Raw genomic sequence first — 17,359 nt, 5'->3', positions numbered from 1 at the left:
TGCGATGTCCGCCCCCCGACATGCACTCTCCGTTCGCCGGCTGCTGTTGGCGGCCGCCGCACCGGCCACCCTGTCCCTGGCCCTCGCCGCCGGCCCGGCCAGCGCCGCCAACAACACCCCCGTGCCGTCGGTCCCGCCGCCGGCGTCCGGCTCGAACTGGTCGAACGTGTTCATCGACCCCAGCTACGACCCGACGTCCACCAACAATTCGATCCAGGCCACGGCGCCGCGCGCCTACGCCGAGTGGACCGAGTTCAACGTCACCGCCGGCAGCACCTTCAACGTCGAGGGCATGTCGCCGGACTGGATCATCGTCAACCGGGTGGTCAGCGTCGGACCCAGCTTCGCCTCCGACATCAGCGGCAACGTCAACGCCACCGGCCAGTTCTGGCTCATCAACCCCAACGGCATCGTCGTCAGCCAGAGCGGCGTGTTCGACGTCGGCGGGCTGGTGCTGTCGACCGCCACCGGCTTCGACACCAGCAACTTCCTGTCGGGCGGCCTGACCTGGTCGTTCACCGGCGCGACCCAGCCGATCGTCGTCAACGGCACAGTGATCGCCAACCACGGCGTCGTCGCCCTGCTCGCCCCGCAGGTCACCCTCGGCGACAGCAATCCCGGCTCGGGCTCCGGCACGATCGTGGAGGGCGCGACCGGCGAGGGACAGGTCGTGGCCATCGCCGCCCAGGACGTCAGCCTGACCTTCGCCGAGGACGGCAACCAGCTGTACCAGCTCGACGGCGCCACCATCGACCGCGGCGTGGCGGGTTCCGGCCCCGGCACGGTGGGCGGGGTTTCGGTCAACACCTCCGCCAAGCTCACCGCCGGGCGCATCTTCATCGCCGCGGGCGGCGAGAGCGCGCCGGTCGACGTGCTGATCACCGGCAGCATCACCGCCACCCAGGCCCGCCAGGACGGCCAGGACATCGTGCTGATGACCAGCGACCTGGCGCCGGTCGGCTCGCCCCAGACGGTGGCCGACGGCCATGTCTCGGGCGGACCCAACGGACCGGTGCACGACGGCGCCGTGACCAGCGCCGGCGGCTATGTGCTGCTCGATCCCCTGAACATCAACACCGTCTTCGATCCCAGCCAGACGACCGACCCCAGCGCCGCGCCCGGGGCCGGGTTGATGGTGCGCGCCTCCGGGACGGCGCTGCTGGGCGATGCGATCAACCCCGTCGGCGATCTCGACATCGCCGCGACCGGCCAGATCTCGTCGGTGCTGTTCAAAGGGTCGCTGAGCGCGGTGGACATCGCCCTTCGGTCGCCCGGCTCGATCACCGTCGGCGATCTCAACGCCCGTGACGACGTCGTGGTGCGCGGCGGCGGCGTCTTCACCGCCGGCGACATCAACGCCGGCGTCGCGGTGCTGGACCAGGACCCGACCGACCCCAGCGTCAGCGATCCCACCGAGGCCGGCGAGCGCCTGATCGCCAGCACCGGGCCCCTCACCTTCGTGGGCCACGACTTCGACCTGGTCGGCCACGACGTCGAGGTCGTCGCCGGCAGCATCCACGCCGACACCGTCACCGCCAGCGACGCGGGGGCGTCGAGCCTCAGCAGCCCCCTGTCGGATGTCCGGCTGGACGCCTTCGGCACGACCGGCGCGCTCAGCGTCGGCGACGTCACCGCGCCGCGCGACATCCTGCTGGAGGCCTACGGCGACACCGCCGCCGGCGCCCTGGTCGCCGGACGCGACATCGCCGCCAACAGCAACATCGGCAGCCTGGTGTTCACCTCGGGCGACGCCCAGGACGACATCGTGCTGGGCGCGGGCGGCGCCCTGATCGTCAGCGGCGACCTGACCACCCACGGCCAGGACAGCAGCGCCCCCAACCAGGTCGGCGACCTGCTGGCGCTGTCGGGGCCGATCATCGCCTTCAGCCCGCAGGGCCCGGGCGCCACCGGCGGCTCCAGCTTCAACGTGGTCGGCTCGGACATCGACGTCCTGGCCGGCTCGATCCAGGTGCTCGGCTCGTCCACGGCCCAGGGCCCCGGCTCCGACGTCCGCTTCCAGGCCCCTGGCGCCATCGCGCTCGGCGATGTGCAGGCCAGTCAGGACGTGCTGATCGACGGCGGACCGTCCATCGTCACGGGCACGTTGACGGCCGGCCAGGACGTGGGCGTGCGCGCCTATTCCGGGGCGATGACCACGAAGGCCATCGACGCCCAGGACGACGTGGTCCTGCGCGCCGCGGACGGCATCACCGTCAACGGCGCGATCACCGTGCATGGCCAGGACAGCACCGCGGCGGATCAGGCCGGCGACCTGCTGGCGCAGGAATCGCCGCTCAACGCCTTCTCCGCCGCCGGGCCCGGCGGCAGCGGCGGGACCAGCTTCGACGTCGCCGGGTCGACCATCGACGTGAAGGCCGGCGCCGACATCCTCGTGACGGGGCTGGTGGACGCCGTCGGGGTCGAGCCGTCGCTGAACAGCCCCAACACCTCGGACGCCCGGTTCCAGACCCCGGGCGCGGTCACCCTGGCGGGGGTGCAGGCCGGGCGCGACGTGCTTGTCGACGCCGGCGGGGACGTGACCATCACCCAGACCCTGCTGGCCGGACGCGACGTCGCCGTCCGCTCGACGGGCGGCGCGCTGGACATCAGCGGCGACAACGCCGACGCCGCCGTGCGCGCCGGCGACGACATCGTGCTGCGGGCCGACGGCGACGCCTCGATCACCGGCCGGCTGGCGACCTACGGGGCCAACGACCCGTCGACCCCCGGCCAGGCGGGCGACCTGCTGGCGGCGATCGATCCGGTGACCCTGCATGGCTTCAGCTTCGGCGTGGCCAACGGGGCGGACATCGACGTGCTGGCCAAGGGCGCGATCCTGATCGGTCCCAACGGCAGCGGCCCCACCGACTATGGTTCGGTGTTCGGCGGCGGCGGCTCGGACGTGCGGCTGCAGGCCGGCGGCGCGGTGACGCTGAACGATGCGTCCGCCGAGGAAGACATCCTGATCGACGCCGGCCAGGCGGTCACGGTGAACGACGTCCTGGACGCTGGCCGCGACGTCGCCGTGCGCTCCAGCGGCGCCACGGTCGGCATCGGCTCGGTCTTCGCACAGGACGACGTGGTGGTCCGCGCGGTGGGGGCCGTGACGATCGCCGGCCAGACAACGGCCGCAGGCTTCGACAGCAGCGCCACCGGACAGGTCGGCGACCTCCTGGCGGCGGATGACCCGCTGAACGCCTACAGCGCCGCGGGACCCGGGCAGGCCGGCGGCGTGACCTTCACCGAGGCCGGCTCCGACATTGACATCAAGGCCGGGGCGATCGTCGCCGGCGACCTGCAGACGGCCGCGACGGACGCGCGCTTCCAGGCGACGGGCGGCATCTCCCTCGCCGCGGTCAGCGCCGGGCGCGACGTGCTCATCGACGGCGGCCTGGCGGTGTCGACCGGCGACCTCACGGCCGGCCGCGACGTGGCGGCCCGATCCTATGGCGACGCCGTCTCGGTGGGATATGTCGACGCCCAGGACGACATCGTGCTGCGCAGCGGCCATGTGGCCGCCAGCGGCGGCGGCATCACCACGGCCGGCCTGACCACGCACGGGGCGAACGACGCGAGCAGCCCGGGCCAGTCCGGCGACCTGCTGTTCGCCGTCGATCCAACGATCCTGTCCACGCCGTTCTCGGTGGCCAACGGCTCGGACATCGACCTGCTGTCGCACAACGGCGACATCGCCGTGCTGGACGCCGTCGACGCCTGGGGCGACGCCCGCCTGCAGACCGACCGCAACGCCGCGGGGGGCGACGTCCTGACCGCCGAGGTGACCTCCGAGACGGGGGACGTGCTGCTGGACGGCGCCAGCATCGGCCCCAGCATCGATGCCCCGGTCACCCTCGTCTCGCTCGGCGGCGACGTCGCCGTCCGCGGCCGCACCGGTCAGGTCGCGGTGGATTCCATCCAGGCCGGCGACGACATCGCGATCCGCGCCGGCGGCGACGTCAGCGTGGCCAACGGCCTGACCTCCGGCGGCGGCAGCGACACGGTCGGGGCCGCCGACCGCCTGATCGCCAGCGGCGAGAGCCCGGCGATGAGCGTGGGCGGCGCCAGCTTCGGCCTCGCCGGCGCGGACATCGACGTGATCGCCGGGGTGGCCCTGTCCGGCGCCACGACGGTCGCGGCGGCGATCACCGTGCAGGGCCCGGTCACCGCCGGCGGCGCAGGCGCCGACGCCCGCTTCCAGGCCCAGGGCGCGATCAGCTTCAGCGGCGGCAGCGTCCCCGTCGACGTGGTCGCCGGCCAGGACATCCTGATTGACGGCGCGCTCGGTTCGGCCGGCGCGGTGCAGGTCACCGGCGCGCTCAGTGCGGGCCGCGACATCGCGCTCAGCGCCCGGCTGGGCTCGGTCAGCCTGACCACCGCCGACGCCCAGGACGACATCGTGATCCGCGCCGGGCAGCAGGTCACCGCCACCGGCGCCCTGACCAACCACGGCGCCGACAGCGCGGCCGCCGGCCAGGCGGGCGACGCCCTGGCCGCACGCGACCCGCTCAACGCCTTCAGCCCCAGCGGACCTGGCCAGCCCGGAGGAACCGCCTTCGCCATGGCCGGATCGGACATCGACGTCCGCGCCGTGACGATCCTCATCCAGGGCCCGATCACCGCCAGTGGCCCCGGGGCGGACGCGCGCCTGCAGGCCACGGGATCGATCACCCTGGGCGGTGCGGCGCAGGCCGGCCAGGACCTGCTGGTGGATGCGGGGCAATCGGCGACGGTGCTCGGCATGACCGCGGGGCGCGACATCGCCCTGCGCGCCTACGCCGGGACCTTGTCGGCGGGGACGCTCGACGCCGGGGACGACGTGGTGCTGCGCAGCGGGGCGGGCGGGATCGCCGCGGCCGGCGCGATCACCACCCATGCCGGCGGCAACGACGCCAGTTCCCCCGGCCAGGCCGGCGACCTGCTCGCCGCCGCCGATCCCGTCAGCCTCGGCGGCGCGCCGTTCTCGGTCTCGGGCGCGCCGGACGTCGACATCCTCGCCCACGGCGGCGGCGTGGACGTGGCGGGCCAGATCCATTCGGCGGGTTCGGTCGCGGTGCAGACCACCGGCGCCGGCGACGTGCGCACCGGCGATGTGCTCGCCTCCGGTGGCGATGTCCTGCTGGACGGCGGCACGGTGCAGCGCGACGCCTCGGCCAGTTCGAACCAGCTCACCGCCGCCGGCGACGTCGCCGTCCGGGCGCGCGCTGGCGGCCTGCAGATCAGCTCGGCCAGCGCCGGCGACGACGTGGTGCTTCGCGCGGCCGGGACGCTCAATGTCGGTGGCGCCCTCTCGTCCGGCGGCGGCGCCGACGGCGCAGGGGCCGGCGACCAGCTGGCGGCGACCGACCCGATCCTCGCCTATTGGTCGGCCAGCCCGTCGCCGATCGGCGCGACCGGCGGCGGCGACATCGACGTGCGCGCCGGCGGCCCCGTGACCCTCGGCGGCGCGGCCGTGGCCAACGGCGCGGGGGCGGACGTGCGCCTGGACAGCGGCGCGGCCATGAGCCTGACCAGCGTGCAGCTGGCCGGGGGCGGCGCGGGCGGCCAGGTGCTGATCGCGGCGACCAGCCTCAGCCTTCCCGGCCAGATCAACGCGCCGGGCGCGGATCTGGTGCTGTTCGCGCGCCGCACGACGGTGTCGGGGGGCGGCTTCGCCCCGGCGGTGCTGGGCGGGCCGGCGGGCTCGGGCGACCCGGGCTTCGTGTTCGACAGCGGCGAGATCAGCCGCACGTCGGTGCGCTCGCTGACCCTGTTCTCCGGCATCGACCCCAACGCCAGCGCCAACGTCGTGGTGCGCGACGTGCAGTACTCGGCGACCCTGCGCACGGTGCGCGTCTACGCCGGGCCGGGGTCGCGCATCGACATCACCGGCCAGGTCAGCGACCCGGTCGGGACCGACGCCGTCTTCCAGGCCGGCGCCTCCCCGGGCGACGGCAGTGGCCCGTCGCTGGGACAGGGCTCGGCGGCCGCGCCGGTGTCGGGCGCCTGGACCCCGGACGTGATCCGCGTGTCGGGCGGCCTCGGGGTCGGCGGCAATGCGCTCGCCGCCGTCCGCCTGGAGGCGCGCTCGATCCACATAGCGCCGGGCTCCGACAGCGCGCTCAGCAGCGAGTTCGAGACCGCCGTGCAGTCGCAGTCACCCGAGACCCTGCCGGCCTACGCGGGCGGCGCCACACTGCAGATCCGCGCCGGGCGCCTCGACCTGCGGGCGGCCGACGCCATCCTCGAGCGCAACCTGGCGGCTTCCGGCGCGGCCGGAAGCGGCGCGGGCCTGCAGCTCGGCGGCCTGACGATCAATACCCTCGGAACCGGCGCCACGCCCTCGCGCATCAGCCTGTTCGGCGCCCTGGACAGCCACCTGGCGGGGGTCCTGCCGCCGCCGCCGTCCGACACCCTGATCGACGGCATCGCCGCCGCCTATCTGCTGTCCTTCGCCCCGACCCCGGGCGCGGCGGTGGGCTATGCGGCGCCGAGCACGCTGGCCAGCTACCGCTTCAACGGCTGCATCTTCGGCGGCGGCGCGGGTTGCCTGGAGCAGCTGCCCGGCAGCCAGGGCGGCGCCGGCGCCATCGGCGGCCCCTCCGGGACCACCGGCGGGGCCGACTTCGCCGGAGCGGCAGCGGCCGCCGCGGCTCAGGCCGAGGCCGAGAGCAGCAACGAAGGCGCGCCGGGCCTGGCCAATCCGAGCGTCGTCACCCAGGCGGTGGACCCCTTCGCGCCGGTGGAGGAGGAACCTGTGACCAACACGGGCGGTGAGATCACCTGGCCGGCGCCAGGCGCCCCTGCGGAGCGCAAGCCATGACCGGTCGGCGTCCATCCCCGCTCGCCCTGGCGGGCGTCGCCTGGCTGTCGCTGTGCGGCGCGGCGCGGGCCCAGGGCCAGCCCCCCGCCCCGCCGGCGCCCGCCCCCACGCCGGCGCCGCAGGCCGGCGCGACCGGCAGTGTCACCGGCGGCGCCGAGGGCAGCGCGCTCAAGGCCTTCCGGTACAACACCTCGTACTGGTCGTTCTCCCCCGCCATCGACCTCTATCGCGACCTGTCGCATGCCGACGGCGGCGCCAACGACCCGGCCGTGCTGATCTCGGCGCGGATCTTCCTCGGCTTCAACCTGTCGACCATGGGCCGGCTCGACGAGGCCGCCGCGGCCCTCGACCAGGCCGAGGCGATGCTGGCCGAGGCGGCGCCGCGCCTGTCGCCGATCGACGAGCGCGTGGCGCGGGTCAATCTGGTGGTCGGCCGCTCGGTGGTGCTGGGCAACCGCGCCGCCGCGGCCGCCGAGCCCGACCGGTCGCAGGCCTTCCGGCAGGCCGCCGACCTCGCCGCCCAAGCCGTCGCCCTGTCGCGCGCGCCGCTGCGCCAGCAGGTTTCGCAGACGGTGTCGGCCACCCGCGACACCGGCGGCGTGGTGCTCGAGGCCGCCGTCACCCAGCGCTACAACCTGCAGAACGCCGAGCATGGGCCGGCGCTGATGATCGGCCGGCGGATGACCGACGCCGAGAAGCTGGCCGAGCTGGAAGCGCGCTCGCACTACGCCCGCGCCGCGGCGCTGATGGCGCTGGGCGAGGACGGCGGCGCGGCGCAGGAGAACGCCCTGGCGCGCGGCGCGCTGCAGCGGGTCGACGCCGACATGGCCGACTGGCTGCGCGGCCTCGCCGACGCCCAGGCCGCCGACCTGATGGATCGGGCGGGCAACCTGCCCGGCGCGATGGCGAGCCTGCAGCGCGCGGTGGTCGAGGTGCGCCGGGCGCACGGCCTGTCGCGGCCGGAGGCCTATCTGCTGCGCCGCATCGCCGCCCTGCAGGCGCGCCAGGGCGACCTGGCGTCCGCCAAGGCCCTGCAGCAGAAGTCCTTCGAGATCCTGCTGACCCAGACCGACGGCGCCCAGCCGACGCGCCAGGAAGTGGCGCCCTATCTGGCGTTGCTGGCCCCCGGCGCCGTGGCCGGCGACGGCGCGGACGTGGCCCGCTTCTTCGAGGTCGCCTCCGTCGCCACCGAGACCTCCACCGCCACGACCGTGGCGGACGTGGCCGAGCGGCTGGCGCAGGGCGACGGTCCCAGCGCGCTGGCGCTGCGCGACCTGCAGTCGGCGCGCCTGGAGCTCGACCGCGCCACCGCCCGCCTGACGCGGGCCAGCGCGGCCGGCTCGGGCGCGACCGCCCAGCAGCTGCAGACGGTCGAAGCCATGGAGCACGACGCCCGCCAGCGGGTCGCCGACGCCATCGCCCGGGCGCAGAAGATCGCCGGCCCGCGCGCCGCGGCGGCCGTCTCGCCGCGCACCGCCCTGGCCGACCTGCAGGCCGTGCTGGCGCCGGACGAGGCCTATGTGCGCTTCATCTTTCTCGACGACGGCGCCGGCTACGCGGTGTTCGTGCGCCATGACGGGGCCAAGGTGACCCGCCTGGCGGCGTCTGAGGCCCAGGCCGCGCAGATGGTGGCCGATCTGCGGGCGTCCACCCAGGTGACGGCGCAGGGGGCGGTGCCCGGCTTCAGGCTCAGCCGCGCCGCGGAGGCCTACCAGGCGCTGTTCGGCGCCCTCGACAGCGACGTCGCCCAGGTCCACCGCCTGGTGATCGAGCCGGCCGGACCGCTGTTCAGCCTGCAGTTCGCCGCCCTGCTGACCCGCGCGCCGGACAAGGACCTGGTCGCCCGCTTCATCGCCTCACGCGGACGCGACTACAGCCAGGCGCCCTGGCTGGCGCGCGCGCGGATCCTGGAGACCTCGGTGGGCTCGGCCGCCTTCGTGCGGCTGCGCCACGCCCGGCCGTCGGACGCGCCCAACCCGATCTATGCCTTCGCCGATCCGGCGCCGCGGGTCGACGACACGCGGGCGGCGGCCCAGCTCAGCGGCGAGCGCATCGCCGGCGGCTTCTCGCGCGGCTACAGCGGCGGCGGGACCGGGGCCTGCACGGCCGAGGCGCGGGCGATCCTGGACTTCCCGCCCCTGCCCGACTCCCTGGCGGAGGCCAGCTCGGCCGTCGCCGCCTATCGGGCCGACCCGTCGCGCGACTTGCTCTCGGGCGCGGCCTTCACCGACACCGCCGTCACCCACCGGACCGACCTCGACAGCTATCGGGTGCTGCTGTTCTCCACCCACGCCGCCCTGCCGCACTCCAACCGCTGCTGGCCCGACCCCTTCCTGTTCACCACCAAGGCCGACGACGCCACCAGCGATGGCATGCTCGACACCATGGAGATCGGCGCGCTGAACCTGAACGCCAACCTGGTGGTGCTGTCGGCCTGCGACACGGCGGCCGGGGACACCAACGGCCAGGCGCTGGGGGGGCTCGCGCAGAGCTTCTTCTTCGCCGGCAGCCGGGCGGTGCTGGTCAGCCACTGGGCGGTCAATTCCCGGGCGACGGCGGCGCTGATCAGCGGCGTGCTGGCCGCCGAGGCGCAGGGCGACGAGCCCGGCCTGGCGCTGGAACAGGGCGAGCTGAAGCTGATGGACGATCCGGAACTGTCGCATCCCTATTACTGGGCGGCGTTCGCCCTGGTCGGCGGCGCGCGCCGCTGACCAGCAACGTCGCCACCCCGCGGAGAGGCTCATGACCCACCCCAACACCCACCGCATCCGCCTGACGGCGCTGCTGGCCGCCTGCCTCGTCCCGCTCGCCGTCGCGCCGGCGAGGGCCGCCGACCCGGCGGCCCAGCCCTCGGCGCAGGACATCCGCGACCGGCTGCTCGGCCGCGATGGCGCGCCGAGCAACGGCAGCTCCGCCGCCCCCGCCCAGCCCGCCGGCGGTCCCGACTGCTCGACCCAGGCGGCCCTGGAATCCAATCCGGCCTGCTTCAACCAGGTGTCCGGCGCGGACCGCGGGTTCAGCCTGGTCGGCCCGCGCGGCTCGGGCGCCCACGCCGCGGCGCCCGCGGCCGGACCGCGCGCCGGCGGAGCCTCGCCACGCGCCCCCGCACATCAGGCCGCCGCGTCGGGCCGCCGCACCACGAGCGGCGCGGCGGGCGGCTGCGGGCTGTCGGACACCAGCAACGCGCACGGGGTGAACCTGTGCATCACCTTCGGGCTGAATTCCTCGACCCTGACGCCGACGGCGCGCAGCCACCTGGACCGCCTGTACGAGGCCCTGGCGGCGCCGGAGCTGCGCAGCCGCTCGATCCGCATCGAGGGCTATGCCGACATCTCCGGCAACGCCCAGGCCAACCAGACCCTGTCGGCCGCCCGCGCCCAGGCGGCGGCGGACTATCTGGTGACCAAGGGCCTGTCGCGCGATCACGTCGAGGCCCAGGGGTACGGCTCCTCCCACCTGCTGCCGGGCCGCGCCCCTACCGATCCGGCCAACCGCCGCGTGGAAGCCCGCCTGAAGGACTGAGGCGTCCGCTCAGAGCTCGCCCCATTCCTTGAACGCGGGATCGAAGGGATTGACGCTGGCCCAGCGCCGGGAGGCGCGGATGCGCGCCTCCAGGTCGTCCATCGAGTGCAGGCCCGCCCCCCAGAAGCGGGTCACCGGCCCGTAGTGCATGCCGTAGGCGCTGACCGGATCCAGCACATTGCGGAAGTTGCGGCCGGTGGAGGCCATCTGCTTGGCCAGGGGCGAGCCGATCGCCCCGCCCACCAGCGAGCGCACCTGATTGGCCGTCGACCACGGCGCCAGCTTGGCCTTCTGGATGTCGCCCCACACGCCGGGCGCGTTGAAGGTGACGAAGGGCAGGCCGGTCCAGTGCCCCATGATCTGCGCCAGGGCCCCGCCCAGCGAGTGGCCGGTGAAGCTGATCTGGTGATTGGGATAGACCTGCCGGGTGCGGCGAAACAGGCGCACCGTCGCCTCGCAGTACTGCGGCAGCATGCCCACCAGGCCGCCGAGGGCGATCTGCAGGTCGGCGACGATGTCGCCGCCCTTCTTCAGGTCCGTGCCCTGGAAGGCCACCACCGCCTCGTTGCAGCGGCGCGAGACATAGACGCAGCCCTTGTAGTCGGTCCGCGTCGCGCCCCAGCTCATGCCCTCCTGGAACAGGGCGCTGTCGAAGTCCGCCACGACCCAGCTGCCGAACCCCGGCACGGGCCCCTGCTGGTCGATGTTGTAGACCCGGTTGGCGATCTCCGCGTAGGCAAGCGACGTGATCTGGCCCAAGGCCCCCTCCCCCATGCACGGCGTTCCGCCGCTTGGCCCGCAGCCCAGAGGGTTAGCCGTCCAGTGTCAAGCTTCGCGGCGACTACGTACTTTGCAAACCGATCCGGCAGAGCGACACGATGACGGCGCCGATGCCCGCAACGTTGAGCGCGGCGTAAATCCAGAAGCCTCTGGGGTCGGTGACGCGGGACGCCCCGGCGCCCACGCCCCGCCCAAGCCGGAACCGCATCTGTCCAGTCATGAACCCACGCACTAGGTCGAATCCGAGCAGGCCTCCAGCCGCCACAGAGAGCCCGGCAAGCACCAAGCTGATCATTCGGGCTTGGGCCCGTCATTCGGCTTCGGCGTGGTGGCCACGGCCAGCTTCTTCAGGACGGACATAGGCGAACCCTTTCAATGGGTTCGCTGTAGCCCGGCTAGGTTGGACCTGCAAAATATATGTTCGCCAGCTTCGCCGTCTGGCGCCGGTGGTCCGCGCCGGCCTATCGGCCCTTGAGGAAGGCTTCCCGCTGCGCCGGGTCCTCGACGTAGTCCGACAGGCGCTGGCGCAGGTCGTCCGGCGAGCTCGCCTGGGTGGCGGCGCGCTTGACCAGCACGGCGGCGAACGGGCCGAGGTAGAGGGTCAGGTCGTGCTGGATGCGCGCGGTGTCCTGGGCCGACAGCCCGCCCACGGGCGCCGGCGGCGCCGGCATGAACAGGGTCTGGGTGGGTACGCCCGGGGCGCGCCGCTCGGCGGTGGCCTGCAGCTGGCGGCGAACGTCGCGCAGGAAGCTGTCGCGTTCGGAGGCGGGGTCGATGCGCAGGGCCAGGCTCTCGCACAGGGCGTCCACCGAATCCGCCTCCTTCAGCGCGTCCCGCACCAGGCGGCCGGCCAGGGGCCCGATGTGCTGGGCCAGGCGTCGCTCGATGCTGCCCAGCACCTCCGCATCGGCCAGCGTCTGGGGCGTTGCGGGCTGCGCCGCCGCGGGCGGCGCCGGCGGGGGCGCGGCGGAGGCGGGCGCGGGCGAGGCGGCGGCGGGCGCGGCGGCGGGCGTCGAGACCGGACGGTAGACCGTCCGCGCCTCCGCCTGCGGGACGTCATCGCCCCTCGCCTCGACTTCCGCCAGGGCGCGGCGCAGCGCCGTGGCCATGCTCTCGGCGTCGGGGAAGCGGTCCTCGGGCCGCAGGGCCATCGCCCGGATCACAACCTCGCGCATCGGCTCGGGCATCATCGCATCGGCCGGCGCCAGCTCGATGCCGTCGTGCAGCAGCCGGACCATGACTTCCTCGAAGCTGCGCCCCGCCACGGCCGGGCGCCCGGTCAGCAGTTCGTGCAGCACCGCGCCGGTGGAGAACAGGTCCGAGCGGGCGTCGACCGGATCGCCCCGGAACTGCTCGGGCGACATGTAGCGCGGCGTGCCCAGCACCGAGCCCACCTGGGTCAGGTGCGACGTCGACATGTGCGAGATGCCGAAGTCCATCACCTTGACCTCGCGCGAGGGGGTCAGCAGCAGGTTGGACGGCTTGATGTCGCGGTGCACGATCCCCAGGCTGTGCGCCAGCGAGAGCGCATCCAGCAGCTGCAGGATGATCGGCGTCGCCCCGTGCGGTCCCAGGCCGACGCCGCGCGGCACCGCCTGGTCCATCGCCGGGGCGTCGACATACTCCATGACGAAGAACGGATTGCCCTCGTGCGAGCCGAAATCGTACATCGCCACGATGTTGCGGTGCATGCAGCGGCCCGCCGCCTGCACCTCGCGCCGGAAGCGGGCCAGATAGTCCTCGCGGTGCTCGCCCTCCAGCAGGTCGATGCGCACCAGCTTGATCGCCACCGGCCGGTCGATCTCCGGATCGTGTCCCCGATAGACCACGCCCATCGAGCCGCGCCCAAGCACCTGGTCGACCCGGTATCGACCGATCGTCTGTGGCGTCTCGCTCATGACTGGTGCGAACTCATCGAGGGCGCGGCTATTCGCCGAGCAGCTTCATAGCGTTCGCCAGGCTGCGGCGCATCCGGTTGAAGGCTTCCGCCAGGCTGGCGATCTCGTCCTTGCCGCGCACCGGGCATTCCGGAACGTCGGTCTGCCCCAGGCTGACCGCCGTCGCCATGCGGGCGATCTCGCTCGCCGGCCGGACGATCACGAAGTTCAGCACCACGTTCAGGGCCACGATGGTGACGATGAACACGAACGCCAGGCCGCCCAGGAAGATCAGGAACGACCGGTGGGCCTGCTGCAGCGCCACGTGCATCGGCACCGAGACGATCTGCGCCCCCACCGTCTCCCCCATCTTCCAGCCGAAGCCGCTGCCGGTCCCGTACAGCGCCACCATCGCCTTGGGCGCGCGGTCGGGCGTGGAATGGCACTGCAGGCAGCCCGCGTCCTTGATCCGGATCGGCCGGGCCACCGACAGCACCGGGCCGTCCGCCGTGTCGCGCTGGCTGATGGTCTGGCCCAGCCCCGGTTCGGCCCGGAAGCGGTTGATGATCTGCGCCTCCCAGTCCGCCGCATGGTCGGCCGGGTTGGTGGGATTGAGCGCGGCGTCCTTGTAGCTGTAGTCGGGCCAGGCCTTCTGCACCCGCCGGAACTGGTCCTGGACGGCCAGGAAGGGGATGGTCTGCGGCGCGAAGCGCGTGTCGCCGACGCTGGTCAGCAGCGGCGCGACCTCCTGTTCGGTATAGGCGCTGGCGCCGTCGCCGACGCTGGTCATCAGCGCCGCCTGCTGCAGCACCTCGCGCCGCGCGCCGTCCAGCGAGATCTTGTAGGCGAAGGCCGCGGAGAGCCCGAGACCGACCAGGAACGCCAACAGCATGGCCAGGTTGAACTTGGTCTGCAGCTTCATGATCGCCCCCTGATTGATCGCACTACAAGCAACGCCCGCGACGCCGGTCAACCGCCCTCACGGCGACCGCCGTCGAACGCGCGATTATGGATCGTGATGGCCGCCGCCGAAGATCCGTTCCAGCAGGGTCTTGTGCGGCTTGGCGGCGGGGGCGGGACTGGCGCCGGCCGGCGCGGCGGCCGGCGATGCGGCGGAGGGGGCGCTGGCCGGCTGGGCCGGGGCCGAGGGCGTCATCGGGGCGCGGCCGGGATAGGGTTCGGGCGCATAGGCCGCGCGCGGCGGCCGCGGACGGGCCGGCGGCGGCGCGGCGGCGCAGGCCGCGGTCTGGGCCCTCGCCCGGGCCAGGGCGTCGGCCACCGCCTGCGCGGCCGGATCCGGCGCCTGGCCGGGGGCCAGCGGGGCGAGGTCGGCGAGGGTCAGCGGGCGGTAGTTGAGGGCCAGCATCGCCTGGGCCTTGGCCGTGCGGTCGGCGCGTTCCCGCGCCAGGGCGTCGGCCGCCTGCTGCAGCGGCGCCAGGGCCCTGGCGTGGCAGCCCGTGGCCTTGGGGGCCGGCGTCACCGCCGCCTCCGCCGCCAGGGCGGCCACGTAGCGCGAGATCACCGTGCGCGCGTCGTCCTGCCGCCCGCCCTGCAGGGCGGTCCGCACGCCGGCGATCAGCTGGGCGTCGTCCGTCCCCAGACGATCCTGCAGGGCCTGCAGCCGGCTGGCCGCATCCTCCAGCTTCACGGCGTCGGGACGGCTGTCGGTCGCCGGATCCGGCGGCGGCGACAGGTCGGCCGGAACGGCGCCCACGATCGGACCCGCCGGCGCGGCCACGGGGGCCTTGGGGCCGGCGGCGCTGTCGGTCCGGGGCGCGGCGGACCGACCGCAGCCGGCCACCGCCAGCGCGACGAGCACCGCCAGTCCCGCTTCCGCGCGCGCGCTCCGCATGCTGTGCTCCCCTCGATGCCGGCCGCAACGTTCGACGCGAGTTTAACGCGCGCCGCGGCGGCTTTGCACGCGCCTCCGCCAGGCGGAGCATAGCAGAGGACGAGGGCGCACGTTGCATCGCGTTGGCCCCGCCGGCTCACGGTCATCCGGGATCGACGGGGCGATGAACAGCGTCCGCGCTGACGGGCCGGCCACCCGGGCGCAGGTCGGGGCGATCGGCCGCGTGACGTTGGCGAAATGGACCCTGCCAGGTCGCTTGGGCGTGCGCTGTCAGGCGAGAACTGAACGACGTCCCTGCTCTCCTGGACGCGGCGCAGCCTTGATCTTCGGAGGCCACACACCCCTTCGACTATTGCGAGCGCTTCTGAGTTCGACTTTCAACAAGATTGACAGTCAATAACAAAGGCAAAACACAGTCACATTGATGCCCTTTACAACGATCAACGTCACTTCTCAGACACGCCACCCGACGCTATACCCATTTTAGTTTTCAGATGACTTGCATGCCGGCCGGGTCAACGCCACGTCTGCGGCCACCCACCCGTCCGCAGACGGCGAGGAGACAGCTTTGACCGCAACTTCGCATCCCGCCGCGCCGCCGTCCGGCGGCTCAACCTATGACGCCCGCACGATCGCGTTGCACTGGCTGACGGTGCTGCTGGTCGGCGGTCAGTGGCTGGGCGCCCATGCCATCGACTGGTTTGCCCGCGGGGGCCCTCGCACCGACGCCCGCTCGGTGCACATCCTGTTCGGGGTTGTGCTGGCGATCGTGATCGCCGTGAGGCTGGTGTGGCGGCGGTCGGGCGGACAGCGCCTGCCCCCCGCGGATGGCGGCGCGCTGCAGGTCGTCGCGAACCTGGTCCACATCGCCCTCTATCTTCTGGTGCTGGCCACGGTCGGTCTCGGCCTCGCCAACGCCTGGGTCCGTGGCGACAGCCTGTTTGGCGTCTTCAGCCTGCCCGGCGGCGGCGACAAGGCGCTGCGAGAGCGTATCGGCGATCTGCACGAGCTGTCCGCCAACCTGATCCTGCTGGTGGCGGGTCTGCACTCGGTCGCGGCGCTCTGGCATCAGTTCATTCGCCACGATGGCGTGCTGGGACGGATGGTTCCCGCCCTGGCCCGCGCGGGCGGTGCGCACGGCGGATCGCACTGACGCCGCGCGCCCCCCGCCCGGTCCGCCGTCCCTCCGTCTGAGCTCGCCAGACCGTCCGGCGCCGCGCAGGATACGGCCTCAGCGGTAACCCCGGAGCAGACGCATCACCGACCCGACCATTCTCAGCCTCGGCGTCGCGCTGGGCGTAGGGCTGCTGATCGGCGCCGAACGGGAACGCCGCAAGGGCGAAGGCCCGTCGCGGTCTTCGGCCGGCGTTCGGACGTTTGCGGCGGCGTCGCTGTCGGGCGCCGTCGCCTGCCTGGTGGGCGGCGCGCCCGTCGTCGCCATGACGGTCGCGGCGGTCGGGGCGCTTGCCGCCCTCAGCTACTGGCGAAACCGCGACGACGATCCGGGCCTGACCACGGAGGTCGCCCTGGTGCAGACCGTGCTGCTGGGCGCACTGAGCGTTCGCCATGCCCCGCTCGCCGCGGGCGCGGGCGTCGCCGTGGCGGCGCTGTTGGCGGCGCGGGCGCCGCTTCATCACTTCGTGCGTGGGGTGCTCACGCAGGCGGAGCTCAACGACGGCCTCATCCTTGCGAGCGCGACGCTGGTGGTCCTGCCGCTCCTGCCGGATCGCGCCTTCGGCCCCTATGGCGCGCTGAATCCCCACGCCATCTGGCTCGTAGCCGTCCTCGTGCTCGCGATCAGCGCCGCCGGCCACGTCGCGGTGCGCCTTCTCGGCGTGCGGTTTGGCCTGCCCATCGCCGGCCTCGCCTCGGGTTTCGTGTCCAGCATCGCCACCATCGGGGCGATGGGCGCACGCGTCCGGACCGCGCCCTCGGGGCTGGCGGGGGCTGTCGCCGGCGCGGTGCTGTCGACGCTCGCGACCGTCGTCCAGATGGCCGCGGTCATCGCCGCCACGAGCCTGCCCGTGCTGCGTGCGATGGGGCCGCCTCTGATCTGCGCCGGCATCGCGGCCGGCGCCTACGGTCTGGTGTTCTCCCTCGTCGCGCTGCGCCAGAAGGCTGTGGACCAGGCCGAACCTGGCCAGGCGTTCAGCGTGACGGCGGCGCTGGGCTTCGGCGCCACCCTGGCGGTCGTCCTCGTCGCCTGCGGAGCGCTCCGGGACGGGTTTGGCCAGGCCGGCGCCATGGCGGCCACGGCGGTGGCCGGCCTCGTCGACACCCACGCGGCGGCCATATCCATGGCCTCGCTTGCCGCGGCGGGCAAGCTGTCGCCCAGCGACGCCGTCATGCCCATTCTGGTGGGCCTGTCGACGAACACGATCAGCAAGATGATCTTCGCCGCAACGAGTGGCGGCCGCGCCTTCGCCGCGCGCGTGATCCCCGGCCTGGTTCTGGTGGCGGCGGCGGCCTGGGGCGGCTGGCTGGCCGAAGCCGTCGTGTGGCCCGGCTGAGGCGGCGGCGATCGAGGGA

General features: G+C 73.6%; 9 protein-coding genes. 5 read left to right on the top strand and 4 right to left on the bottom strand.

The genetic code is table 11. From position 1 onward, the window contains the following. Nucleotides 1-4 precede the first annotated feature (4 nt). The 3 genes from ACO2Q3_RS20725 to ACO2Q3_RS20715 are packed head-to-tail and all read left to right on the top strand — an operon-like array spanning nucleotide 5 to nucleotide 10,321. Nucleotides 5-6,799, top strand: coding sequence for a filamentous hemagglutinin N-terminal domain-containing protein (locus ACO2Q3_RS20725; RefSeq protein ID WP_423310034.1), 6,795 nt, complete (start codon nucleotides 5-7; stop codon nucleotides 6,797-6,799). Next, nucleotides 6,796-9,510: a CHAT domain-containing protein gene (locus ACO2Q3_RS20720; protein WP_423310033.1), complete on the top strand. Its 2,715-nt coding sequence runs from the start codon at nucleotides 6,796-6,798 to the stop codon at nucleotides 9,508-9,510. Before ACO2Q3_RS20725 ends, ACO2Q3_RS20720 begins: the two co-directional genes overlap by 4 nt. Nucleotides 9,511-9,541: 31 nt before the next feature. Continuing rightward, nucleotides 9,542-10,321 carry an OmpA family protein gene (locus tag ACO2Q3_RS20715; protein ID WP_423310032.1) on the top strand — a complete coding sequence of 260 codons (780 nt, stop codon included), beginning with the start codon at nucleotides 9,542-9,544 and terminating at the stop codon, nucleotides 10,319-10,321. A gap of 9 nt (nucleotides 10,322-10,330) precedes the next feature. Here the strand turns inward: ACO2Q3_RS20715 and ACO2Q3_RS20710 are convergent, their stop codons facing one another. The 4 genes from ACO2Q3_RS20710 to ACO2Q3_RS20695 all read right to left on the bottom strand — a co-directional run bounded on the left by ACO2Q3_RS20710 (nucleotide 10,331) and on the right by ACO2Q3_RS20695 (nucleotide 14,830). After that, nucleotides 10,331-11,080: a lipase family protein gene (locus ACO2Q3_RS20710; RefSeq protein ID WP_423310031.1), complete on the bottom strand. Its 750-nt coding sequence runs from the start codon at nucleotides 11,078-11,080 to the stop codon at nucleotides 10,331-10,333. Between the two features lie 482 nt (nucleotides 11,081-11,562). Continuing rightward, complete coding sequence (locus tag ACO2Q3_RS20705; protein WP_423310030.1) at nucleotides 11,563-12,999, bottom strand: serine/threonine-protein kinase; 1,437 nt, start codon at nucleotides 12,997-12,999, stop codon at nucleotides 11,563-11,565. A 28-nt stretch (nucleotides 13,000-13,027) separates the two neighbouring features. After that, nucleotides 13,028-13,900, bottom strand: coding sequence for a c-type heme family protein (locus ACO2Q3_RS20700; RefSeq protein ID WP_423310029.1), 873 nt, complete (start codon nucleotides 13,898-13,900; stop codon nucleotides 13,028-13,030). 84 nt (nucleotides 13,901-13,984) lie between these two features. Beyond that, nucleotides 13,985-14,830: a hypothetical protein gene (locus ACO2Q3_RS20695; RefSeq protein ID WP_423310028.1), complete on the bottom strand. Its 846-nt coding sequence runs from the start codon at nucleotides 14,828-14,830 to the stop codon at nucleotides 13,985-13,987. 568 nt (nucleotides 14,831-15,398) lie between these two features. Between ACO2Q3_RS20695 and ACO2Q3_RS20690 the strand changes: the two genes are divergently transcribed. Then, entirely contained in the window at nucleotides 15,399-15,983 is a 585-nt protein-coding gene (locus tag ACO2Q3_RS20690) for a cytochrome b (RefSeq protein WP_423310027.1), read from the top strand. A 103-nt stretch (nucleotides 15,984-16,086) separates the two neighbouring features. Continuing rightward, nucleotides 16,087-17,340 carry an MgtC/SapB family protein gene (locus ACO2Q3_RS20685; protein WP_423310396.1) on the top strand — a complete coding sequence of 418 codons (1,254 nt, stop codon included), beginning with the start codon at nucleotides 16,087-16,089 and terminating at the stop codon, nucleotides 17,338-17,340. Nucleotides 17,341-17,359 lie beyond the last annotated feature (19 nt).

Origin of the sequence: Caulobacter sp. KR2-114 (assembly GCF_049446115.1) — a bacterium.
Classification (GTDB): Bacteria; Pseudomonadota; Alphaproteobacteria; order Caulobacterales; family Caulobacteraceae; genus Acaudatibacter.
Note: the sequence above shows the minus strand (reverse complement) of the source record. Positions and strands in the feature narration are given on the sequence as shown.

Excerpts from the sequence above, each read along its gene's own strand:
- ACO2Q3_RS20725 (WP_423310034.1), top strand. The coding sequence starts at position 5 with ATGTCCGCCCCCCGACATGCACTCTCCGTTCGCCGGCTGCTGTTGGCG.
- ACO2Q3_RS20720 (WP_423310033.1), top strand. The coding sequence starts at position 6,796 with ATGACCGGTCGGCGTCCATCCCCGCTCGCCCTGGCGGGCGTCGCCTGG.
- ACO2Q3_RS20715 (WP_423310032.1), top strand. The coding sequence starts at position 9,542 with ATGACCCACCCCAACACCCACCGCATCCGCCTGACGGCGCTGCTGGCC.
- ACO2Q3_RS20705 (WP_423310030.1), bottom strand. The coding sequence starts at position 12,999 with ATGAGCGAGACGCCACAGACGATCGGTCGATACCGGGTCGACCAGGTG.
- ACO2Q3_RS20700 (WP_423310029.1), bottom strand. The coding sequence starts at position 13,900 with ATGAAGCTGCAGACCAAGTTCAACCTGGCCATGCTGTTGGCGTTCCTG.
- ACO2Q3_RS20695 (WP_423310028.1), bottom strand. The coding sequence starts at position 14,830 with ATGCGGAGCGCGCGCGCGGAAGCGGGACTGGCGGTGCTCGTCGCGCTG.